This window comes from Brevundimonas sp. (genome assembly GCF_965227765.1).
GTDB lineage: Bacteria > Pseudomonadota > Alphaproteobacteria > Caulobacterales > Caulobacteraceae > Brevundimonas.
In genome coordinates this window covers 93,101-115,723 of record NZ_OZ245778.1, presented here as the reverse complement: position 1 = coordinate 115,723, position 22,623 = coordinate 93,101, and the positions used below count along the sequence as shown (strand labels likewise).

The following is a 22,623-nucleotide window of genomic DNA, read 5'->3' as shown; positions in this document are numbered from 1 at the left end:
CGCGCCGGCTGAGCGGCTCAGATCGGGTCCGGCAGCCTGAGTTCGAAGGTCGTGCCGGCGGGGCTGGTGTCGACCAGCCGCAGTTCGCCGCCGTGGTTGGCGGCCAGCTCGCGAGAAATGGTCAGGCCCAGGCCCGTGCCGTCGGACGCCTTGCCGCTGACGAAGGCGTCAAACAGGCGTTCGGACAGGCGCGGCGGGATGCCCGGCCCGTCGTCGGTGATGGACAGGACGACGACGGCGCCGTCGCTGACGGCGGTCAGCCGCACCTGTCCCCTGCCGGCGCGCTCGCCCCGCGCCTGATCGGCCTCGATGGCCTGGCGGGCGTTGCGCATCAGGTTGACCAGGATGCGGTGCAACTGGTCGCTGTCGGCGGTGACGGCGAAGCGGGGCGGGATCGCCTTGACCAGCTTCACCCCCTGCGGCTCCAGCCCCGCGTCCTCGGCGGCGGCGGCGGCGGCGGCGGCCAGGGGGATGCGGGTCAGGACCGGGGCCGGTTCCTCGGACTTGCCATAGTCCAGCACATTGCGGGTCAGGGCGGCGGCGCGGCCCAGGGCGCGCTCCAGCCGGGGCATGGCCTTGGCCACCTGGGGGTCGGCGGAGGAGGCCAGGCGTTCGGACGCCATCTGGGCCGAGGTCAGCATGTTTCTGAGGTCGTGGTTGATCTTGGCCACCGCCTCGCCGAGCGCCACGAGGCGTGAGCGGGCGCGCAGGGACTGGCGCACCTCGTCCTGCATCCGCGCCAGTTCGCGCTCGACCCGGCCGATCTCGTCGTGGCGGTCGGACGGCGTGGGGGCGGGGGTCTCGGGATCGGCGGCGAAGCCCTCGATGGACCGGGTCACGCGCCTGAGCGGTTGCAGCACCAGAAAGGCCAGGCCCGCATAGAGCAGGGCGCCGGCCACGATCGAGATCAGGATCGACACCAGAAGACTGTTCAGCAGGAAGGCGCGCAGCTCCAGCCGCAGCGGCTCGGCGGGCGCCACCACGTCGATGAAGTCGCCCGAGCGGTAACGGGGCGCGGCGCGCGCGCGGATCGAGCGGTCGGGATGGCCCCACAGGGTCACCACGGGGTCCCACAGCCTCTGGGCCAGGTTGCGACGCCTCAGGTCGATGAAGTCCGGTGTACGGGGCAGGTTGGGGGCCTGAAGCAGCTGGCGCATCACCCCCTGGTCCGAGATGGCCACGGCGGAAACGCCTCCGATGCGCAACAGGGTCTCGGCGGTTGCGTCGTCGACGGCGTTATAGGGCAGGGCCTCGACCCCGACCGAGGCCAGCTCGGCGCCCTGAAGGCGGTCCATCAGCCAGCGCTCGTGGAAGGATGCGGCGCTGGGGGCCACGATCAGGGTCTCGACCACCAGGGTGAAGGCGACGGTCAGTAGCAGAAGGCGGGACGACAGGCCGTCGGGCGCGTGGGGCTTCAACCGGTCGCGCCAGGAACCCTGCGTCAGGGAGGCCGGCAGGCGCAGGCGGGTCTGGACGACCGTCAGCAGGCGTTCGCGATTCATGCGGCCTGACCGCGCCCGTGGCGTTCGATGGCGGCCTGTACGGCTTTCAGGGCGAAGGGCAGGACGACAGCCAGCACAAACACCCCTGCCATCGGGGCCCAGAACTGGCCGAACAGCAACTGGATGTCGGGGTTGGGATCGTTGGCCAGCAGGGCGTTCAGCCGCGCGCCGATCCAGCAGTAGATGATGTGGGCGGGCAACAGGCCGATGACGGTGGCGATTGTATAGGGAAGCAGTCTGACGCCCATGACCCCGGCGGCCAGGTTGATCATGTGGAAGGGCACAACCACGGCCAGGCGCGAGGCCAGCACATACCAGAAGGTGTCCTTGTCGATGGCCATGCAGACCCGCTGCATCATCCCGGCGTCGCCGCTGGCGCGGGCGCCGATCGACTTGCCCAGGGCCGAGCGGGCCACGCCATAGACGATCAGGGCGCCCAGGGTGGCGGCGATGGAGGTGGCGACGCCGCCGATCCAGGGCCCGAACAGATAGCCGGCGGTGATGGTCACGAAGAAGACGCCGGGCACCACGCTGGCCGTGGCGATGGTGAAGACGGCCATCAGGGCCAGCAGGCTGAGGATCCAGTGGTCGGCGGTGAAGTCGCGCAGCGCCTGTCCATGGTCGCGCAACGTATCCAGCGACAGATAGCGGTTCCACCCCATGCCGAAGATCAGGGCGATGATGCAGGCCAGGAGAATGAGCGGCGCGAAACGCCTGATCCGGTTCATTGCCTTGTCCTAGACGGGTTCGCGTCCTGTGGGGAGGCCTCGCCTGCGCGGGGGGCGACGGCGCAAAGGCGGGACGGGCAGAACGGGGCGGCGTTGACTCCGAAGACCTCGCCCCTTATACGCCCGCCTCCGGTTGTGGACGCCTCATTTGTCCGCCGCCTAAACCTTTAGCCCCAGGAGCCGACCGTGAAGCGGACCTATCAGCCGTCACGTCTAGTGCGCGCCCGCCGCCACGGCTTCCGTTCGCGGATGGCCACCAAGAACGGTCAGAAGATCGTTGCGCGTCGCCGCGCCAAGGGCCGTAAGAAGCTGACGGCCTAGTTGTCTCACGTCTTCCCGAAGGGGAGGATCATGAGTGACGTTCAGAAAATCGAACGCCTGACCTCGCGGCCCCAGTTTCTGGCGGCCGCGAAAGGCGTTTCCCAAGCGCGCGGCGCTGTCGTGGTCCAGCGTCTGGATCGAAACGACGGCGATCCCGTGATCCGCGTCGGTTTCACCGCAACCCGCAAGGTCGGCGGGGCGGTGGTCCGTAACCGCGCCAAACGCCGCCTGCGCGAGGCGGCGCGGGCGATGGTTCCTCAAGGCGGCGTCCCCGGAAGCGACTATGTGCTGATCGCCCGCATGGGCACGACGGCGCGTCCGTGGGACCGTTTGCTTGACGATGTGAAATCGGCGCTTACAAGGCTGGCGACCCCACAAGGGCCTTCAGACGGGCGAGCGGCTTTTACGCCCACAAACCACGCGCCCAAATAATCCGCGACCTTACCGGCCAGGACGACTGATCCGCATGAAATCCGAGAACGCACGCAATACGGTGATCTTCATCGTCTGCACCGTGGTCATCCTGATCCTGTACCAGGTCTTCGTGATGGAGCCCCAGGCCAAGCAGCGCCGCGCAGCCCAGCAGGCCGCCGTCGCTGAACAGACCGTGCCGGGTCAACCGGCCGGCGCCGCGGCCCTGCCGGGGGCCTCGCCCTCTGCCTCCAGCGCCATCTTCCTGACCAACCGCACCCAGGCCCTGGGCTCGGCGGCGCGGGTGCCGATCGAGACCCCGACCCTGAAGGGTTCGCTGTCGCTGCAGGGCGGTCGCATCGACGACCTGTTCCTGAAACGCTACCGCACGACCATCGACCCCAATTCGCCCTTCGAGGAGCTGTTCCGGCCCGCAGGGATGGAGCACGCCTATTTCGCCGACTTCGGCTGGCTGGCCACCAACGTCCCCGGCGGGGTCCCCGGCGACACCACGCCATGGAGCCTGACCTCGGGTTCGACCCTGGCGCCCAATGCGCCCGTCACCCTGACATGGGACAACGGCCAGGGCCTGCGCTTCACCCGCGTCATCGCCATCGACGACCAGTATCTGTTCACTGTCACCGACACGGTCCAGAACCTGGGAACCCAGGCCATCACCATCCGCCCCTACAGCCGCGTGCAGCGCCAGGGAGTGCCGGACGTGCTGGGCAAGAACCAGATCCTGCATGAGGGCGCCATCGGCACCTTCTCGAACGGCGACGGCTTCATCACCGAACAGCTGAAATACAAGGACTGGACCAAGAAGCCGGTCGAGACCCGCGACACCACGGGCGGCTGGCTGGGCATCACCGACAAGTACTGGATGGCGGCCCTGATCCCCAACCAGGCCGAAGCCGTTTCGACCGAGTTCCGCATCCGCGACGCCCAGCGCTACAACATCCACGAAGCCAGTCTGTCGGGGGCCGTGCGCACCATCCAGCCGGGCGCCACCGCCACCGAGACCCAGCGTCTGTTCGCCGGAGCCAAGCGCAACGAGATCCTGGCCGGCTATGAAGACACGTTGAACCTGCCGCGCTTCGTCTACGCCATCGACTGGGGCATTCTGTGGTTCCTGACCCGCCCTATCTTCATGGTGGTGGAGTTCTTCTACGGCCTGGTCGGCAACTTCGGCGTCGCCATCCTGCTGCTGACCCTGTCGATCAAGCTGATCATGTTCCCGCTGGCCAACAAAAGCTACGAGAGCCTGTCCAAGATGCGGCTGCTGCAGCCCAAGATGGAAGCCATCAAGGCCGCCAACAAGGACGATCCCGCCGCCCAGCAGAAGGCGACGATGGAGTTGTACCAGAAGGAGAAGATCAATCCGCTGGCGGGCTGTCTGCCCATCCTGGTCCAGATCCCGGTCTTCTTCGCCCTGTACAAGGTGCTCTACGTCACCATCGAGATGCGGCACGCGCCCTTCTTCGGCTGGATCAAGGACCTGTCGGGTCGGGATCCGACCAATATCTGGAACCTGTTCGGCCTGATCCCCTGGGATCCCGCTTCGGCGCCTCTGATCGGAACCCTGATCGGCGGCCACGGCACGGGCTTTACTCTGGGCCTGAGCGTGCTGGCCATCCTGTACGGCTTCACCATGTGGCTGCAGACGGCCATGAACCCGCCCGCCGCTGACCCGATCCAGCGTCAGATCTTCCAGTTCATGCCGATCATCTTCACCTTCATCATGGCCGGCTTCCCCGCAGGTCTGCTGGTCTACTGGGCCTGGAACAACATCCTCTCGATCATCCAGCAGTATTTCATCATGCACCGCTTCAAGGCCGAGAACCCGATCGACAGCTTCATCGCCCGCTTCCGCAAGACCCCGGCATGACCGAAACGCCGCCGCCCTTCTTCGACGTCTCCAAACCCGACTATTCGGAGGAGGAGATCGAGGCGGCGCGCGTGCTGTTCTCGCGCCAGGCCACCTTCGTCATGGGCGCGGCCAAGATCGAGCAACTGCCGGAACCCAACCTGCCCGAGATCGCCTTCGCCGGTCGGTCCAATGTGGGCAAGTCCAGCCTGATCAATGGGCTGGTGGGTATGCACAAGCTGGCCCGCGCCTCCAACGAGCCGGGCCGCACGCGCGAGGTCAACTTCTTCGACCTGGATGCAAAGCTGCGCCTGGTCGACCTTCCCGGCTACGGCTGGGCCAAGGCGTCCAAGACCACGGTGAAGAAGTTCCAGGATCTGGGCCGCGACTATCTGCGCGGTCGGGTGACGCTGAAGCGGGTCTATCTGCTGATCGACGCCCGTCACGGCCTGAAGTCGGTGGATACCGAGGCGCTGGACGCCCTGGATCTGGCGGCTGTCAGCTATCAGATCGTCCTGACCAAGTCCGACAAGATCAAGGCGCACGAGCGCGACACGGTGGCGGCGGCGACGCTGAAGGCCATCTCCAAACGCCCTGCGGCCTTCCCGGTGGTCGCCGTCACATCGGCGGAAAAGGGCTACGGCATGCCCGAACTGCGCGCCGAGATCATGCGCACCACGGGCGTCGAACCCTAAGGCCTTACGCCGTCTCGAATGTCAGGGGCGCGCCCCAGAACTGCGAAACCATGTCCGACTGCGGCCCCGCCTGGCCGCTGGTCAGGAACCGGCGTGCGGACGAGGATCCCAGGTCGTATTCGGGATGGCGCTCGAAATACCGCGCCAGCGAATCCGCCACGGCGGTCGGCTGGTGGATCACCGGCGTCCCGGCCGGCAGGGCTGCAGCGAACAGGTCGGCGACGATCTCATAGTGGGTGCAGCCCAGGATGGCCTTGTCCGGGTGGCGGCCGATGCGGCGGCGCAGGGCGTCGACGTGTTCGTCCACCACCACCTTCAACTCTTCCGAAGTGGCGCCCAGTTCGATCAGGCCAGCCAGGCCGGGGCAGGGCTCGGAGAATACCGCCAGGTCCTCGCGCCGCTTGTCGATCTCGATCTCGAAGACCCGGCTCATGGCCGTGGCGGCGGTCGAGAAGACACCGACGATGTCGATGGCCTCGATCTTGTCGTCCTTGGCCGAGCGGTCGGCCTCATAGGTCCAGGGCAGGCCGGTCGCCGCCTCGATGGTGGGGACGATGATGCCCAGCACATTGACCGGGCGGCCATAGCGTTCCTGCTGCGCCGGGATCCAGGTCTGCTGCAGTCGGCGCAGGGCGACGGCCGAGGCGGTGTTGCAGGCCAGGACGACCACGCTGGCGCCCGCGTCGAACAGGGTCTCGCAGCCCTCGCGCGTCAGATCGACGATCTGCTCGCCGGTCTTGCCGCCGATCGGGGCTCGCGCCTGGTCGGCGAAATAGATGAAGTCGCGGTCCGGGAACCGGGACACGAGTTCGCGGTGGACCGTCAGTCCGCCCACGCCGGAGTCAAATACGCCTATCGCCATGGCGCGGGCTTTAGCGGGAACCTTCGCCGCGATCCATAGATTACAGTCCGTTCAGGTGACGTTCGGGCGGGATAGGCCTAGGACCGGGGCCACATGATTGTTCGGAGTACCCCATGCACAGACGCCAGCTTCTCATCGCGGGCGGCAGCCTGATGGCCCTTTCCGCCTGCGCCGCCAATGCCGGATCCGCCATCCAGACCCTGTCGCCGGACCAATTGGCCGAGGAGGCCCGCATCGCCCGCGCTGTCCTGCCCGTCCAGACGCCTCGCGCGGAACTGCTGCAACCCTGGACCGGCCCCTATGAAGGCGTGCCGCCCTGGGACAAGGTCACGCCCGCCAAGCTGCGTGAGGCCATGATCGAGGCCCTGGAGTTGGCGCGCGCCGATGTCGTCGCCGTCGCCGACAACCCCGAGCCTGCGACCTTCGCCAACACCATGGTGGCGTCCGAGCTGTGGGGCCAGCCGTTGGACCGCATCGTCAACATCTACAGCGTCATGACCGGCAATATCGGCGGGGACGCCTATGACGCCGTCGACACCGAGATGTCGCCGCTGCTGACGGCCTTCTACGACGAGATCAACTTCAACGAAAAACTGTTCCAGCGCGTCAAGGCGGTGGCCGACAACGCCGACGCCATGGGTCTGAACGCCCAGCAGAAGCGGTTGGCCGAGCGTAGTCGCGACGCCTTCATCCGCTCGGGCGCCAATCTGGACGCGGCGGGCAAGGCTGAGCTGGGGCGGATCAACGCCGCCCTGTCGACCCACTTCACCGGCTTTGGCCAGAAGGTGGTCGCCGACGAAAACGCCTGGACCGTGATCCCCAGCGAGGCCGGAGTGGCTGGACTTCCCGCGTCCAACAAGGCCTCGGCCGCTGGCGCCGCCCGCGAGAAGAACCTTCAGGGCTGGGTCATCATGAACACGCGGTCCAGCGTGGACCCCTATCTGACCTTCGCCGACGACCGCGCCCTGCGTGAGCAGGTCTGGCGCAAGTTCGTCAACCGCGGCGACAACGGCGGCGCCAACGACACCAACGCCACCATCGCCGATATCGTGAAGCTGCGCGACCAGCGCGCCAAGCTGCTGGGCTACGTCAACCACGCCGAACTGCGAATGCAGGACACGATGGCCAAGACCCCGGCCAACGCCAAGGCGCTGATGGATCGCGTCTGGACCCCGGCCAAGGCCCGCGTCGTCGAGGAGGTCGCCGACATGAAGGCGATCGCCGGTTTCGACATCGAACCCTGGGACTACCTGTATTTCGCCGAGAAGGTCAGGAAGCAGAAATACGATCTCGATCAGAACGAGCTGAAGCCCTATTTCGAACTGAACGCGGTCCGCGCCGGCTCCTTCGCCATGGCCGAGCGCCTCTACGGCTTCACCTTCACCAAGCTGCCTGCCGGGACGGCCCCGATCTTCCACCCCGACGTCGAGCTCTATGAGGTCGGGGACAAGGTCACGGGCAAGGTGATCGGCCTCTACTATGCTGACGACTACGCGCGCGTCGGCAAGCGGTCGGGCGCCTGGATGACCACCTATCGGTCGTTCGCCAAGGTGGACGGCTCCAAGCCCATTTTGGCTTCGAACAACAACAACTTCACCAAGCCCGAGGCCGGCCAGCCGGTTCTGCTGTCGCTGGACGACGCCGAGACCCTGTTCCACGAGTTCGGCCACACCCTGCATTATTACAGCTCGGTGGTGACCTATCCGAGCTTTGGCAACACGCCGCGCGACTTCGTCGAATATCCGTCGCAGGTGCATGAGCACTGGGTGCTGAGCCGGCCGATCCTGGACGGCTTCCTCAAGCACAATGAGACGGGCGCGGCCATGCCCCAGGCCCTGGTCGACAAGATCGAGGCCTCGTCCACCTTCAACCAAGGTTATGCGACGGTCAGCTACCTGTCCTCGGCCATCGTCGATATGGACCTGCACACCCAGGCCACGCCGCCGACCGACATCGACGCCTTCGAGAAGGCGTCGCTGGAACGGCTGGGAATGCCCAAGGAGATCGTGATGCGGCACCGTCTGCCGCAGTTCAATCACCTGTTCACGTCGGACGCCTACTCGGCCGGCTATTACAGCTACCTGTGGTCCGAGACGATGGACGCCGACACCTGGGCCTATTTCGAGGAGTCGGGCGACGTGTTCAATCCGGACATCGGCAGCCGGTTCAAGTCGATCATGCTGGCGCCGGGCAACACCACGGACCGGGCCGAGGCCTATCGCCAGTTCCGTGGCCGCGACCCCGACGTCGCCGCCCTGCTGCGCGTGCGCGGGTTCCCGACCAGCTGATCGGGTCGCAGTCATGAAGAAGGGCCGGCGGATCGCTCCGTCGGCCCTTTTTCTATCCGCCCGTGGGAGGGGCGAGGTCTATCGGCGGTGGACGGTCGAGCGGGCCAGGATATAGCCCAGGCCGGCGACAAGGGCCGTGGTCAGCAGGGGCTTGCGGCGCGCGACCCTGACCACCGAATGGGCCCTGTCCTGATAGGCGGCGGGCGCCTTGTCGGCCAGCTTGTCCAGTTGATCCATGGCCTGGCCATAGACCTCCAGCGCCGAACCCTTGGCGTCCTTGAGCGCGCCCTCGACCTTGGGCCGGTTATCGCCCAGCAGATCGCCCAAGGCGTCCTGGATCCTGCCCAGCCAGGCTGTGCCGCCGGTCGCCTGTCGATCTGTCATCTTTCGTCCCCTTGTCGCTGAGGCGCTGACGGCCCCTGCCTTGTGTAATCCGGGGCCTCATGTGGTCGCTAGCCGCTGTTGCGCAATCCCGCTGCGACACCATTGATGGCCAGGAGGATGCCTTCGCGGACGCGGGGGTCGTCGTCGCCGGCCCGGCGGCGGCGGATCAGTTCGATCTGCACATGGTTCAGCGGCTCGACATAGGGCATTCGCAGACGGATCAGCCGGTCGAGCTCTGGCTGGCCGCCTAGCAGTTCCGACTGGCCGGTGATGGACAGGACGGCGTCGCGCGTCCGCGTCCATTCCGACTGGATCGCGCCGTGGATCCGCTCGGCCAGGGCGGCGTCGGGCACCAGCGAGGCGTAGCGGCGGGCGATGGTCATGTCCGACTTGGCCATGATCATCTCCATGTTCTGGATCAGGGTGCGGAAGAAGGGCCAGTCCTTGGCCATGGCCCGAAGCTCGCCCATGTCGGCGCTCTGGATCGCCGAGCCGAAGCCGAACCAGCCGGGCAGCATGACCCGCGACTGGGACCAGCTGAACACCCAGGGGATGGCCCGCAGGTCTTCGATCCGCGTCGAGGCGGTCCGCGACGCCGGGCGCGAGCCGATCTTCAGCTCGGCGATCTCGGCGATGGGGGTGGCGGCGCGGAAATAGTCGACGAAGCCCTCGGTCTCGTAAACCAGAGCCCGATAGGCCGACATTGAGGCCTGGGACAGGGCCGAGGCGGTCTTGCCGTGCCTGGCCGTCAGTTCGTCGTCCGGCGGCGGCGCCAGCGACGCGATCAGCACCCCGGCGGTCAGGGCGTCCAGGTTCCTGCGCGCCACGTCGGGCTCGCCGTACTTGTTGGCGATGACCTCGCCCTGTTCGGTGATGCGGATCCGGCCGGCCACCGTGCCGGTCGGCTGCGACACCACGCCGGCGAAGCTCGATCCGCCGCCCCGGCCGACAGCCCCGCCGCGGCCGTGGAAGAGCTGGAGCTTGAGTCCCGCCGCATTGGTCACGTCCAGCAGGGCGCGCGACGCCTCGTGCAGTTCCCAGGTCGAGGTCAGATATGAGCCGTCCTTGTTGGAATCCGAATAGCCGATCATCACCTCCTGCACGCCGCGCGCCTTGGCCACGGCCAGGGCCGAGGGCTCCTTCAGCAGGCGTTCCAGCGTGGGCTTGGCGGCGCGCAGGTCGTCTATGGTCTCGAACAGGGGCGCGGCCTGGATGGGGCATTGGCCGGGCGCGTCCGGGCGATAGAGGCCGACCTCCTTGAGCAGCAGATAGACCTCCAGCAGGTCCGAGGCGGCGTCGGTCTTGGACACGATATGGGTGCGGATCGCCTGGGGCCCGAACAGGGCCAGGCCGCGCGCGGCGGCCTCAAGGATCGAGCGTTCCTTCAGCGTCTCCTCGGTATAGGTCGCATAGGGGCTGAACAGGAGGCGGCCCGAGGCCAGTTCGGCCGACAGGATGGCGATGCGGCCCTCCTCGTCCAGGGCCGAATAGTCGGCCTCTACGCCGGCGACCTTGAAGAGATCGGCGACGACGCGTTCGTGAACATCCGAGTTCTGGCGCAGGTCCACGGTCGCCATGTGGAAGCCGAAGATGTCGAGGGCCGTGATCAGGCGCGACAGACTGTCGTCGGCGAAGACCTCGCCATGGCTGGCGATCAGGCTGTCGCGCAGCACGCCCAGGTCGGCGCGAAACTCGTCCGGGCCATCATAGGCGGCGGCGTCGAACCCGGCCGGGCGCGGCGCCGCCATGCCGGTCAGTCGCTGGTGGGTGGCGGCCAGGCGGGCGTAGATTTCGGTCAGGGCGCGGCGATAGGGTTCGTCAGAGCGGTGCGGGGAATCGTCTTCCGACGCCCCCGAGAGAGCCGTCATCTCGGCGCTGATAGGGGCGAGAGACCCCGACAGGCTCAGTTCGGACCCGAGAGCGTGAACCTCGTCCAGATAGAAGCGCAGCACCGCGCGGGCCGCCGTCGACAGGGCGGCGGTCAGGGTCTGGCCATCGACATTGGGATTGCCGTCGCGGTCGCCGCCGACCCAGGCGCCGATGCGGATGAAGGGGTTCAGGTCTGGCGCCTCAAGCGCCTTTCGCCAATCCGCCAACTGGGTCGGGGCGACGTGAAGGAAGACGCGTTCCAGGAACGAGACGACGGTGTTGATCTCATCCTGCACCACCAGGCCGGTGTTCCGAACCAGCCGCGTGGCCCACAGGATCACTGTCTGACGGCGCAGGCCGCGCGTCATCACGTCGGGCGCGCAGCTCAGGCTGTCCCGGTCGCAGGCGTCCAGGATGTCGGACACGGCGGCGATGCGGTCGATGACGCTCTTGCGCCGCACCTCTGAGGGGTGGGCGGTCAGGACCGGCGATATCAGGGCGTCGTTCAGCAGGGCCTGAGCGTCAGCCGGCGTCTTTCCGGCGGCGGCGAGCCGGGCCAAGGCTCCGTCCAGCGTATCGGGCCGGGCGCCTTCTGCGGTCTGGACCTGGGCCCGGCGCTTGCCCGCCCGGTCCTCGGCGACATTGGCCAGCAGGGAAAAGACCGCGAACCCATGCGCCAGCCCGACCGCCTGATCCAGAGACAGGTCGCTCAGCAGGGCCTCCAGCTTGGACGCATCCTTGGACGCCGGGTCGCGGTGGTAATGCACGGACGCCTGCCGCACCGCCTCGATCCGGTCGTACAGGTCCTGGCCGCCCTCGGTGCGGATCACGTCGCCGAGCAGTCCCCCCAGCAGGCGGGTCTCTTCGCGCAGGCGATCATCGGCGGGGGCGGCGGCAGCAGGGGACGCAACGGGGGACGCAATGACGGGCATGGGCGGCGACTTTCAGCGGGGAGACTGCGGAAAATGAACGGCGGGACCGTATCAGCGGTTTTGGCCCTGACCATAAAGAACGGACGGCTGAAACGGATTGTGCGCTGCCGAAACGGATGATCCGGAAGGGTTGATCCAGCCAGAGTCGACAAACGGCCCGCTTTCGCGCATAAGCCGCCGCTTCCGACGCAATTGAACCTGCGTCTCCACCTGCACGTCCCCGGTTTCGACCGGACGAGGCAGGCGAGAACCCTCTGCCGACGTGATCGTCGCCAGAGGCCGTTTCGCTATGGGGATCGGTTCGAGCGTCAAATGAGGTCGTGAATGTTCGAGGCTCTGAACGAAAGGCTGACTGGCGTATTCGACCGGATCACCGGTCGCGGCGCCCTGTCCGAAAAGGACGTCTCCGAGGCGATGCGCGAAGTGCGCGTGGCCCTGCTGGAGGCCGACGTCGCCCTGCCGGTCGTCAAGGACTTCATCGCCTTCGCCACCGACAAGGCCACGGGTGAAGAGGTCATCCGCTCGGTTCGTCCGGCCGATCAGGTGGTCAAGATCGTCTATGATGGTCTGGTCGAGATGCTGGGCGGCGAAGAGCCGACCCCGATCAACATCAATGCCACGCCGCCGGCCGTGATCCTGATGGCCGGCCTGCAAGGGTCCGGCAAGACCACGACCTCGGCCAAGCTGGCCCTGCGCCTGACCAAGTTCGATCGCAAGAAGGTCATGATGGCCTCGCTGGACACGCGTCGTCCGGCCGCGATGGAACAGCTGGCCCAGCTGGGCAGGCAGATCGAGGTCGCCGTCCTGCCGATCGTGGCGGGCGAGAGCGCGGTCCAGATCGCCAAGCGCGCCCTGACCTCGGCCAAGCTGCAGGGCTTCGATGTCCTGATCCTCGACACCGCCGGCCGGATCACCCTGGACGAGGCCCTGATGGCCGAGGTGGCCGAGGTCGCCGCCGTCGCCAAGCCCGTCGAGACCCTGCTGGTCGCCGACAGCCTGACCGGCCAGGACGCCGTCCGCACCGCCAAGGCCTTTAACGAACGCCTGCCCCTGACCGGCCTGGTCCTGACCCGCGCCGATGGCGACGGTCGCGGCGGCGCCATGCTGTCGATGCGCGCCGTCACCGGCCTGCCGATCAAATACATGGGCTCGGGCGAGAAGGTCGACGCCCTCGAAGTCTTCGACGCCCGCCGCGTCGCCGGTCGCATCCTGGGTCAGGGCGATATCGTCGCTCTGGTCGAGAAGGCCAGCCAGGAACTGGACCAGTCCAAGGCCGAGGCCATGGCCAGGAAGCTGGCCAAGGGTCAGTTCGACCTCAACGACCTGGCGGCCCAGCTTCAGCAGATGAAGAAGATGGGCGGTCTTCAGGGCATCATGGGCATGCTGCCCGGCGTGGCCAAGATGAAGAACCAGATGGCCGAGAGCGGCGTCGACGACCGCATGATCCTGCGCCAGGAAGCCATCATCTCGTCGATGACCAAGGCCGAGCGCAAGAAGCCCGACCTGCTCAACGCCAGCCGCAAGAAGCGCGTCGCCGCTGGCGCCGGGGTTGAGGTTCAGGACATCAACCGCCTGCTGAAACAGCACCGGCAGATGGCCGACATGGTCAAGTCCATGGCCAAGGGCGGCCCGCGCAAGATGCAGCAGATGGCGGCCATGCTGGGCGGCCTCGGCGGCGGCGGCGCAATGCCCGGAATGCCCGGTCTGGGCGGCCCCGACATGAAACGTCTTCAGGCCATGGGCGGCGGCAAACTCGCCGACACCTCGGCCGATGAAATGAACGCCATTCAGGACCGTCTTGCGGGCCTGGGCGGCGGACAGCTTCCGGGAGGCCTGCCCGGCCTTCCCGGTTTTCCCACCAAGAAATAATCCGACTTAAAGAAAGAGACTGAAAATGCTGAAGATTCGTCTGGCCCGTGGTGGCGCCAAGAAGCGTCCCTACTACTACATCGTCGTTGCCGACTCGCACGCTCCCCGCGACGGTAAGTTCCTGGAGCGCGTGGGTTCGTACAACCCCATGCTGCCCAAGGACGGTGAAAAGCCCCGCGTGACCCTGAAGGCCGACCGGATCTCGGAATGGCTGTCCAAGGGCGCCCAGCCCACCGACCGCGTCGCCCGCTTCATCTCGCAAAGCACCGACGAGGCCCTGGTCGGCAAGGTCAAGTGGACCCAGTCGAACAACCCCAACAAGGGCGCGCCGGGCAAGAAGGCCGTCGAACGCGCCGCCGAACGCTCGCAGCGTGAAGCCGACCGCGCCGAGGCCGAAGCCGCCGCTAAGATCGAGGCCGCCGAAGCCGCCGTGAAGGCCAAGGAAGAAGCCGCCGCCGCCGCCGAAGCCGCCAAGAACGCGCCCCCTGCTGAAGAGCCGGCTGCCGAAGCTGCTGCTGAAGAGGCTCCTGCCAGTGAAGAAGCTCCGGCCGCCGAAGCCGAAGGCTCCGCCGAAGTCAGCGTCGAAGAGGCTCCGGCCGAAGGCGCCGCCGAAGACAAGACCGAAGCCTAAGGGTTTCTCGCCCGCGCTTCCGGTTCGCGCCGGAAGAGGGATGACGGAGGGCGGTGTTCGAGCGATCGGATGCCGCCTTTCTGCTATCGGGCGGTATGTGGACAGGAACCCATCGTGGGTTCGAACGGAGCGGCAGAGATGACGCAGAGCGACAGCAAACTCATCCTGGTCGGCCATGTGGCCGGCGGCTTTGGCGTGCGGGGCGAGATCAAGATCACCGCCTATACCGCCGACCCCCTGGCCCTGACCGCCTATGGGCCGCTGCTGCGTTCGGACGGTTCGCCCGGCCTGACCGTGACCTCGGCGCGTCCGTCCAAGGACGGCATCGTCGGACGGGTCAAGGAGGTCGAGACCAAGGAGCAGGCCGACGCCCTGCGAAACCTGAAGCTCTATGTCTCGCGCGACCGGTTCCCGGCCCCGGACGAGGACGAATTCTATCTCGCCGATCTGGTGGGGCTGGAGGCGCGCGATGTGTCCGGCGCGGTGCTGGGCACGGTCCGGGCGGTGCAGAATTTCGGCGCCGACGACATGCTTGAAATCACCCCCTCAGCCGGCGGCCAGACCTGGTATCTGCCCTTCACCAAGGCGGCGACGCCCGAGCTGCATATCGCCGACGGCTGGCTTCTGGCCGTCCCGCCTCAGGAAGTGGGCGAGCAGGAGCCGGACTGAAGGTCACGGCCCCTGCTGCAGCCATCAGCTGTTGTCTTCGACCGGCGCCTTGGGGCCGTTCGCCTTGATCGATTCGATGGCGTTCTGGGCCGAGGCCTTGGACGCATAGCCTTCGGTCGAGAACATCACTTCGGAATTGTATTTGAAGCGGACGCGGAACTCGCCCGCCTTGTCCTTGTAGATTTCGAACTTGTGCGCCACGGGCGATCTCCCTCACTGGTCCGGATCGGACCCCGGCCAAGCTGTCAGATCGTCCCGGACGGTCAATCGAGAAATGTCGGCTTGCGCACACAGGGGCGTGAGCGCCCAGACGTCGGCGGCCGCCCCCATCGCCTTGCGGCGGCCCATTCGCTCCCCACATCCGGGTTTCGCAACCCCGAGGGATACCGATGGCCGACCTGTCCGCCTTTCCGATCACGCGCCAGTACCCGCCGACCCGTCCCGACGTGCTGCAGCTCTATGGCTTGCCGACGCCCAACGGGGTCAAGGTCTCGATCATGCTGGAGGAAACCGGCCTGGCCTATGAGCCGCACCTGGTCGATATCACCAAGAACGAGAGCTGGACGCCCGACTATCTGTCGCTGAATCCGAACGGCAAGATCCCCGCCATCCTCGATCCCGACGGCCCCGGCGGACAGCCCCTGGCCCTGTTCGAAAGCGGCGCCATCCTGATCTATCTGGCCGAGAAGACCGGCCAGTTCCTGCCTGCCGATCCCGCCCTGAAATACCAGACCATCCAGTGGCTGATGTGGCAGATGGGCGGCCTGGGCCCGATGTTCGGCCAACTGGGCTTCTTTCACCGTTTCGCCGGGCGCGAGTACGAGGACAAACGCCCGCGCGATCGCTACGCCGCCGAGTCCAAGCGCCTGCTGGGCGTGCTGGAGAGCCGCCTGGCGGATCGTCAGTGGATCATGGGCGACGACTACACCATCGCCGACATCGCCACCCTGGGCTGGGTCCGCAGCCTGATCGGCTTCTACGACGCCGCCGAGATCGTCGACTACGCCGCCCTCAAGGCCGTGCCCGCCTGGCTCGAACGCGGCCTGGCCCGCCCGGCCGTCCAGCGCGGCCTGCAAATCCCGGCCCGGCCGGCGTGAGGATGTAACGGAAGGTCGCCTGGTGGAGCCGAGGGGAGTCGAACCCCTGACCTCGTCATTGCGAACGACGCGCTCTACCAACTGAGCTACGGCCCCGATCACAGGCGAGGGGCGACATAGAAGGGACGGGGGCGGGGTGTCAACGGGGCGGGCGAGCGCCGTTCGGCGCCCGCGACGAAAGACCCTGTTTGGTGTCGGCGCCGGCGTCGGCTAGAAGCGGGTTTCAGGGGGCTCCGGCCTCGATTTGCTTCATCGGAGTCCGCGCATGGGCGTCGCCATCGTCTGGTTGGTCAACACCATCATTCAGCTGATGATCTGGTTCATCATCGCCCAGGCGATCCTGAGCTGGTTGTTCGCCTTCGACGTCATCAATCACCGCAATCGGTTCGTGAACCAGTTGTCGCGTTTCCTCGACGCCGTGACCGCCCCGCTGCTGGAGCCCTTCCGTCGCATCATCCCGACGCTGGGCGGGATCGACGTGTCGCCGATCGTCGTGCTGCTGCTGCTCAACTTTGCGCGCATCCTGTTCAACAACATGGCGGCCGGACCCCTGATCGCGCTTCTGGGGTGACACCTCAGGGGCCGGTGCGGCGCTCGTGTGGATTCCGTCCTTGCGCGGGACGGGGACGCTCTTAAGGTGCCGCCCTCTGGCGAAACGCTGCTGAACACCACGACTTCATGACCACGATACGTACAGTCGCCATCATAGGCGCCGGACAGATGGGCGTCGGCATCGCCCATGCGGTGGCGCTGGGCGGCTATTCGGTGACCCTGTACGACGTCAATCCAGACCGGCTGCCGGTGGCGCAGGGCGAGATCGCCGCCAACCTGGCCCGCCAGGTCGGGCGCCAGCGCATCACCCAGGCCGACGCCGACGCCGCGCTTGGGCGGATCGCCGTGATCACCAGTTTGGCCGACGCCGGGGCCGCGGATCTGGTGATCGAGGTCGCGGTCGAGGACGAAGCGGTCAAGAAGCAGGTCTATGCCGACCTGATCCCGCATCTGGGCAAGGATGCGCTGCTGGCGTCCAACACCTCGTCCATCTCGATCACCCGTCTGGCCTCGGCGACGGATCGGCCGGATCGGTTCATCGGCCTGCACTTCATGAAGCCGGCGCCGGTCATGGGCCTGGTCGAGATCGTACGCGGTATCGCCACCTCGGCTGAGACCTATGACGCCGCTGTCGCCTTCGCCGAAAGCCTGGGCAAGACCGTCACAAACGCCGAGGACTTCCCCGCCTTCATCGTCAATCGCATCCTGGTGCCGATGATGAACGAGGCGATCTTCACCCTGTACGAAGGGGTGGGCGACGTGGCCTCTATCGACAAGGCGCTGAAGCTGGGCGCCAACCACCCGATGGGACCGCTGGAACTGGCCGACTTCATGGGCCTGGACGTGGTTCTGGCCATCATGAACGTGCTGTACGACGGGCTGGCGGACTCCAAATACCGGCCCTGTCCCCTGCTGGTGAAATATGTCGAGGCGGGCTGGCTTGGCAGGAAGAGCGGGCGCGGCTTCTACGACTACTCCGGCGATGTCCCGGTGCCGACGCGATGATCCCCCAGTCATGATCCCCCGTTTCGAACGCCCTGAGGACCTGCCTGGCCAGGTTCGCGTCATCCCGCGCCGCACGCCCGGCGCCTTCGCCATGGCCTCGCTGGCCGCCATGGCCTGGCCTCCCCTGGTCCTGACGCTATTCGTCTGGCCGCCGCAGAACTGGGTTCCCGGCAGCGAGATCGACTGGCGGCTTCTGGTGCTGCTCATCGGTTTGATCGCCGCGCCCATCGGCCTGTGGCTTATGCTGCGCCAACGCGAGCGCACGGGCCGTCCGGGCTCGCGCCTGGGCGTGGTCTGGCGGTTCATGCTGTTCGGCGGGCTGTTGGCGGCGGCGCTTCAGGTGCTGATCGCCATCGTCATGATGCTGCTCGGCTGGTTCGAGGCGGGCAACGCCCTCCAGGCCATGGGCGCGACCGAGACGGTCCTGCTGATCTATGGGGTCGGCGGCCTGCCGGTCGCCATCCTGGTCGGGGTCAGCTATTCGCTGTGGGCCGGCCTGTGCGCCGCCTTCATCGCCTTCGAGGGCGCGCCGACCGCCGTGCGCGATCGCCTGGGCATCCTGCCGCAGGACCGCTGAGGCCTCTAGCGCCCCTGTGACCTGCGCCGTTAGGGCCGGGTTCGGTTGCGACGAACAGGGTGATGGCGTAATCGCGCGCCATGACTTCCAACGCCCCCGAAAACCCGTCCGAAGCCCCCGCTGTGGAGGCTGCCCGCCCCGAGGCGCGCAGCCCGCGTGGATTTGGCGACCGTCGCGGCCGGGATCTGATCGCCGAGCGCCGCCTCGTGGCGCGGGTGTCCGAGGTCTATGAGCGCTGGGGCTTCGAGCCGCTGGAGACGGGTGCGTTCGAATACGCCGACGCCCTGGGCAAGTTCCTGCCGGACGCCGACCGACCCAATGAAGGGGTGTTCGCGCTTCAGGACGACGCCGGATCCGACGATCCCGGCGAGTGGATGGCCCTGCGCTATGACCTGACCGCGCCCCTGGCCCGGTTCGCCGCCCAGAACTGGGAGACCCTGCCCAAACCCTTCCGCCGCTACGCCTATGGGCCGGTGTGGAGGAACGAGAAGCCCGGCCCGGGCCGCTTCCGCGAGTTCTGGCAGTGCGACGCCGACACCGTCGGCTCGGACCGGCCCGAGGCCGACGCCGAGATCATCGCCATGGGCTGCGAGGGCCTGAAGGCGGCGGGTCTGTCGGACGGGCAGGCCGTGATCCGGGTCTCGAACCGCAAGCTGTTCGACGGCCTGTTCGAGGCGGGCGAGGTGACCGACCCGGTGCAGAAACTGACCGCTCTGCGCGCCATCGACAAGTTCGACCGCCTGGGCTGGGAGGGCGTCAGCGCCCTGCTGGGCGAGGGCCGGCTGGACGACAGCGGCGACTATACCAAGGGGGCGAAACTGCCGACGGGCGTCACGAGCGCCATCAAGGCCTTCCTGGCGTCTGCTGGCGACGAGACCCTGACGCGGGCCGATACGCTGAACGCCGTCGCCGCCGTCGGCGGCCTGGGCCATGCGGGCGAGGCGGCGCTTTCGGAGCTGGCCGCCATCGACGCGGCGCTGAACGCCATGAAGGTCGGCCAGGCCAGCGTCCGTTTCGATCCGACCATCGTGCGCGGTCTGGAATACTATACCGGCTCGGTGTTCGAGGCCGAGCTGCTGCTGGACACCAAGGACGACAAGGGCCGCCCCCTGCGATTCGGCTCGATCGGCGGCGGCGGGCGCTATGACGATCTGGTGGCGCGCTTCACCGGCCAGTCGACGCCGGCGACGGGCTTCTCCTTCGGCGTCTCGCGCCTGGCCTCGGCCCTTAAGGCGGCCGGGCGCGAGGACGCCAGCGTGCGCGGGCCGGTGGTGGTCATCGTCTTTTCCCAGGACGATATGCAGCATTACCTCGATGCGGTGTCGGAGCTTCGCAACGGCGGAGTGGCGGCCGAGGTCTATCTGGGACGCGCGGGCATGAAGGCGCAGATGAAATACGCCGACCGGCGCGGCGCGCCTGCAGTGGTCATCCTGGGCGGCGACGAACTGGCGGCGGGCACGGCGACGGTTAAGGATCTGGATGCGGGGCGCGCCCTGGCGGCGGGCGTTAGCGACAACGAGGCCTGGAAGGCGGCGCGTCCGGGCCAAGTGAATGTGCCGCGCGGCACACTGTTGCAAACCATTCGCAGCATTATCGACGGTCCGTCGATAAACGCGGCGTAGGCTGACTGACTTATCGACGTTTAGTCATAAAACCCCGGCTTTGGCCTTGGGTTCAGATTGACGCAGGCCGGCCCGGCGGGTCATTTGAACTCACTCGAACGGCACAGCGCGAATGCGTAGCCGCCGAAGGCGTTTCGGGGAGGAAACGTCCGCTCCATAGAGAGCGTGAAAGCCCGCTGCGATGTATCCCCCGCAGCGGGCTTTTTCACGTCTTGCATCAAGCGGTGGCGCTTTGCGCCGCGCTACCGCTCGCGACGCGGTCGCTCCCTGCTTGAGCGAGCTCGCCTCCCGAAATCGATTTTCTGAAAATCCGCTCAAGCAGCGAGGCTCCGCGAGCCGAGCGGTAGCGCTCCTCAAGCAAGAATCCGCTCAAGCAGCGAGGCTCCGCGAGCCGAGCGGTAGCGCTCCTCAAGCAAGAATGCGCTCAAGCAGCGAGGCTCCGCGAGCCGAGTGGTAGCGTCCCTCAAGCAAGACTGCGCTCAAGCAGCGAGGCTCCGCGAGCCGAGCGTTAGCGCCCCAAAAAGAAAGGCCGGAGCGTCGCCGCTCCGGCCTTCGTCGTTTGGTCTGTCTTAGGTCCTACCAGATGCGGACGCGGTCGGCCGGGGCCAGGTAGTATTTGGTGCCGGGCTGGACCTCGAAGGCGTCATACCAGGCGTCGACGTTGCGCAGCGGGCCGATGACGCGGAACTCGGCGGGGCTGTGCGGGTCGGTGGCGACCTGGTTCTGGATGGCGGCGTCGCGGTATTTCGACTGCCAGACCTGGGCCCAGCCGTAGAAGAAGCGCTGGTCGCCGGTCGTGCCGTCCAGCACCGGCGCGGGCTGGCCGTTCAGCGACAGGTGATAGGCCTCCAGACCCACGGCCACGCCGGCGGCGTCGCCGATGTTCTCGCCCATGGTCAGGCCGCCCTGAACCTTGAAGCCGGGCAGGGGCTCATAGGCGTCGTACTGGGCGCCCAGGGCGTCGGTCTTGGCCTCGAACGCGGCCTCGTCGGCGGGCAGCCACCATTCGGACAGGACGCCGTCGCCGTTGGACTTGCGGCCCTGGTCGTCGAAGCCGTGGCCGATCTCGTGACCGATCACGCCGCCGATGCCGCCATAGTTGACCGCGGCGTCACCGTCGGGGTCGAAGAAGGGCGGTTGCAGGATGGCGGCCGGGAAGACGATCTCGTTGCCGGTCGGGTTGTAATAGGCGTTCACCGTCTGGGGCGTCATGCCCCACTCGTCCTTGTCGACGGGACCGTTGATGCGGTTGACCTGATAGGCCCACTCGAACGCCTGCGCCCGCGCGCTGTTGCCGAACAGGTCGTCGGCGCGGACCTCCAGCCCCGAATAGTCGCGCCACTTGTCGGGATAGCCGATCTTGACGCGGAACTTGGTCAGCTTCTCCTGGGCCTTGATCTTGGTCTCGGGCGTCATCCAGTCGAGGTTGTCGATCCGAGCGGACAGGGCGCGGCGCAGATTGGCGACCAGCTCCTCCATCTTGGCCTTGTTCTCGGGCGGGAACCAGCGGGCGACATAGGCGCGGCCCAGGGCCTCGCCCAGAGTGTTCTCGGCGAAGCTGACGGCGCGCTTGTCACGCGTGCGCTGCTCCAGAGCACCCTGAAGGACGTGCGAACGGAAGGTCCAGGCGGCGTCCGAGAACCGCTGCGACAACAGGCTGGCCGACTGGTCGGCGGTGTGGAAGGCCTGCCATGCCTGCAGCGTCGCGATCGGCGTGGCGGCGAAGATCTCGGCCTCCTTGGGGAAGGCGGTATTCTGGGCCACGATCACGCGATCGACCGCGCCCAGCGACGCGCCCTCCAGATAGGCGTCCCAGTCGAAGCCGGGCATGGCCGCGCTCAGCTCGGCGCGGGTCATGGGATTGTACGTCTTGTCGTCGTCGCGGCTTTCGATCCGCGTCCAGTGGACCGTGGCGATCTGGGTCTCGAAGGCCACGACCTGCGCGGCCGCCTGCTCGGCGTTATCCCATCCGGCCAGGGTCAGCATCTGGGCGACATAGGCCTGATAGGCGGTCTTCTTGTCCGCATAGGTCGCGTTCAGATAGTAGTCGCGATCCGGCAGGCCCAGGCCCGACTGGCCCAGATAGACAGCGTATTTCGACGGGTCCTTGGCGTCCTCGCCGATATAGGCGCCGAACAGCGAGCCGCCGGGGGCGTCGACCGTCTCGCCCATCAGCCGGGCCATCTTGGCGTGGCTGTCGGCGGCGCGGATGGCGGTCAGCATCGGTTGCAGCGGCTGGGCGTCCAGAGCGTCGACGCGGGCCTGGTCGGCGAAGCTGTTGTAGAGGTCGCGGATCTTGGCCTCGTCGGAACCGGCGGCCAGGTTGGTCCCGGCGGCGATGTCGGCGATCAGCACCTTCATGCGGTTGTCGCTGAGTTCACGCAGCAGGTTGAACGAACCATAGCTGGACCGGTCGGCCGGGATCACCAGGCGCTCCAGCGCCGCGCCATTGGCGTATTCGAAGAAGTTGTCGCCCGGATTCACCGCTGTGTCGCGGCCGGCCAGGTCAAAGCCCCAGGTTCCGTAATGCGGCGTTTCGGTGCTGGTGTAACCGGCGGCCCCGGTGGGCTGGGCCGGAGTCTGGAACAGCGAGACCATGGTGCAGGCCTGGTCGACGCAGGGATGATCGTGGTCGGACGCCAGGGCGGCGGCGGGCAGAAGCAGGGCGCCGAAGGCGACGCCGAGGAGCAGGGATTTCATGCGGATGTCTCTGGGTTCAGGACGATGCACGTCAGGCCCGTA

Annotated in this window: 20 protein-coding genes and 1 tRNA gene; 13 read left to right on the top strand and 8 right to left on the bottom strand. The window is 67.1% G+C overall.

The window, feature by feature from the left end; genetic code table 11:
- Positions 1-17: 17 nt before the first annotated feature.
- Both ACO05L_RS00545 and ACO05L_RS00540 read right to left on the bottom strand, forming a co-directional pair.
- Positions 18-1,502: a sensor histidine kinase gene (locus ACO05L_RS00545; protein ID WP_421730235.1), complete on the bottom strand. Its 1,485-nt coding sequence runs from the start codon at positions 1,500-1,502 to the stop codon at positions 18-20.
- A complete protein-coding gene (locus ACO05L_RS00540) occupies positions 1,499-2,230 on the bottom strand; it encodes a TVP38/TMEM64 family protein (protein ID WP_421730234.1) in 732 nt (243 codons plus the stop codon). The genes ACO05L_RS00545 and ACO05L_RS00540 overlap by 4 nt, the downstream gene beginning before the upstream one ends.
- Before the next feature lie 186 nt (positions 2,231-2,416).
- On the opposite strand from ACO05L_RS00540, the gene rpmH reads away from it, so the two are divergent.
- Genes rpmH through yihA form a run of 4 tightly spaced genes read left to right on the top strand, consistent with a single transcriptional unit; the run spans position 2,417 to position 5,524 of the window.
- Positions 2,417-2,551 carry a 50S ribosomal protein L34 gene (gene rpmH / locus ACO05L_RS00535; protein ID WP_271145529.1) on the top strand — a complete coding sequence of 45 codons (135 nt, stop codon included), beginning with the start codon at positions 2,417-2,419 and terminating at the stop codon, positions 2,549-2,551.
- 30 nt (positions 2,552-2,581) lie between these two features.
- Entirely contained in the window at positions 2,582-2,983 is a 402-nt protein-coding gene (gene rnpA / locus ACO05L_RS00530; RefSeq protein ID WP_421730233.1) for a ribonuclease P protein component, read from the top strand.
- Positions 2,984-3,017: 34 nt separating this feature from the next.
- On the top strand, positions 3,018-4,850 hold the full coding sequence (yidC, locus tag ACO05L_RS00525) for a membrane protein insertase YidC (RefSeq protein WP_421730232.1): 1,833 nt from the start codon (positions 3,018-3,020) through the stop codon (positions 4,848-4,850).
- The gene (gene yihA / locus ACO05L_RS00520) at positions 4,847-5,524 is read left to right on the top strand and encodes a ribosome biogenesis GTP-binding protein YihA/YsxC (RefSeq protein ID WP_421730231.1); all 678 of its coding nucleotides are present in this window, start codon (positions 4,847-4,849) and stop codon (positions 5,522-5,524) included. Before yidC ends, yihA begins: the two co-directional genes overlap by 4 nt.
- A 4-nt stretch (positions 5,525-5,528) precedes the next feature.
- Here the strand turns inward: yihA and ACO05L_RS00515 are convergent, their stop codons facing one another.
- A complete protein-coding gene (locus tag ACO05L_RS00515) occupies positions 5,529-6,386 on the bottom strand; it encodes a glutamate racemase (RefSeq protein ID WP_421730230.1) in 858 nt (285 codons plus the stop codon).
- 113 nt (positions 6,387-6,499) lie between these two features.
- Between ACO05L_RS00515 and ACO05L_RS00510 the strand changes: the two genes are divergently transcribed.
- Complete coding sequence (locus ACO05L_RS00510; RefSeq protein WP_421730229.1) at positions 6,500-8,674, top strand: M3 family metallopeptidase; 2,175 nt, start codon at positions 6,500-6,502, stop codon at positions 8,672-8,674.
- 78 nt (positions 8,675-8,752) lie between these two features.
- Here ACO05L_RS00510 and ACO05L_RS00505 read toward each other — a convergent pair whose 3' ends face one another.
- Positions 8,753-9,058: a CsbD family protein gene (locus ACO05L_RS00505; RefSeq protein WP_421730228.1), complete on the bottom strand. Its 306-nt coding sequence runs from the start codon at positions 9,056-9,058 to the stop codon at positions 8,753-8,755.
- Positions 9,059-9,126: 68 nt separating this feature from the next.
- Positions 9,127-11,859, bottom strand: coding sequence for a phosphoenolpyruvate carboxylase (ppc, locus tag ACO05L_RS00500; RefSeq protein WP_421730227.1), 2,733 nt, complete (start codon positions 11,857-11,859; stop codon positions 9,127-9,129).
- A gap of 324 nt (positions 11,860-12,183) precedes the next feature.
- Between ppc and ffh the strand changes: the two genes are divergently transcribed.
- The 3 genes from ffh (at position 12,184) to rimM (ending at position 15,028) form a co-directional block, all read left to right on the top strand.
- On the top strand, positions 12,184-13,728 hold the full coding sequence (gene ffh, locus ACO05L_RS00495) for a signal recognition particle protein (protein ID WP_421730226.1): 1,545 nt from the start codon (positions 12,184-12,186) through the stop codon (positions 13,726-13,728).
- 25 nt (positions 13,729-13,753) lie between these two features.
- Entirely contained in the window at positions 13,754-14,359 is a 606-nt protein-coding gene (rpsP, locus tag ACO05L_RS00490) for a 30S ribosomal protein S16 (RefSeq protein WP_421730225.1), read from the top strand.
- Between the two features lie 138 nt (positions 14,360-14,497).
- Positions 14,498-15,028: a ribosome maturation factor RimM gene (rimM, locus tag ACO05L_RS00485; protein WP_421730224.1), complete on the top strand. Its 531-nt coding sequence runs from the start codon at positions 14,498-14,500 to the stop codon at positions 15,026-15,028.
- A gap of 24 nt (positions 15,029-15,052) precedes the next feature.
- Here rimM and ACO05L_RS00480 read toward each other — a convergent pair whose 3' ends face one another.
- On the bottom strand, positions 15,053-15,229 hold the full coding sequence (locus ACO05L_RS00480; protein ID WP_421730223.1) for a YegP family protein: 177 nt from the start codon (positions 15,227-15,229) through the stop codon (positions 15,053-15,055).
- Between the two features lie 188 nt (positions 15,230-15,417).
- On the opposite strand from ACO05L_RS00480, the gene ACO05L_RS00475 reads away from it, so the two are divergent.
- Entirely contained in the window at positions 15,418-16,125 is a 708-nt protein-coding gene (locus tag ACO05L_RS00475; protein WP_421730222.1) for a glutathione S-transferase N-terminal domain-containing protein, read from the top strand.
- Between the two features lie 20 nt (positions 16,126-16,145).
- Here ACO05L_RS00475 and ACO05L_RS00470 read toward each other — a convergent pair.
- A tRNA-Ala gene (locus tag ACO05L_RS00470) sits at positions 16,146-16,221 on the bottom strand.
- Between the two features lie 169 nt (positions 16,222-16,390).
- Between ACO05L_RS00470 and ACO05L_RS00465 the strand changes: the two genes are divergently transcribed.
- The 4 genes from ACO05L_RS00465 (at position 16,391) to hisS (ending at position 19,881) form a co-directional block, all read left to right on the top strand.
- Positions 16,391-16,696 (top strand): YggT family protein, encoded by a 306-nt coding sequence (locus tag ACO05L_RS00465; protein ID WP_421730221.1) that lies wholly within the window; start codon positions 16,391-16,393, stop codon positions 16,694-16,696.
- 107 nt (positions 16,697-16,803) lie between these two features.
- Entirely contained in the window at positions 16,804-17,682 is an 879-nt protein-coding gene (locus tag ACO05L_RS00460; RefSeq protein WP_421730220.1) for a 3-hydroxybutyryl-CoA dehydrogenase, read from the top strand.
- A gap of 10 nt (positions 17,683-17,692) precedes the next feature.
- The gene (locus ACO05L_RS00455) at positions 17,693-18,259 is read left to right on the top strand and encodes a phthalate transporter (protein ID WP_421730219.1); all 567 of its coding nucleotides are present in this window, start codon (positions 17,693-17,695) and stop codon (positions 18,257-18,259) included.
- Positions 18,260-18,339: 80 nt separating this feature from the next.
- Entirely contained in the window at positions 18,340-19,881 is a 1,542-nt protein-coding gene (gene hisS / locus ACO05L_RS00450; RefSeq protein ID WP_421730218.1) for a histidine--tRNA ligase, read from the top strand.
- 576 nt (positions 19,882-20,457) lie between these two features.
- On the opposite strand, the gene ACO05L_RS00445 is transcribed toward hisS, so the two are convergent.
- Entirely contained in the window at positions 20,458-22,581 is a 2,124-nt protein-coding gene (locus tag ACO05L_RS00445) for a M13 family metallopeptidase (RefSeq protein ID WP_421730217.1), read from the bottom strand.
- Between the last annotated feature and the right edge of the window lie 42 nt (positions 22,582-22,623).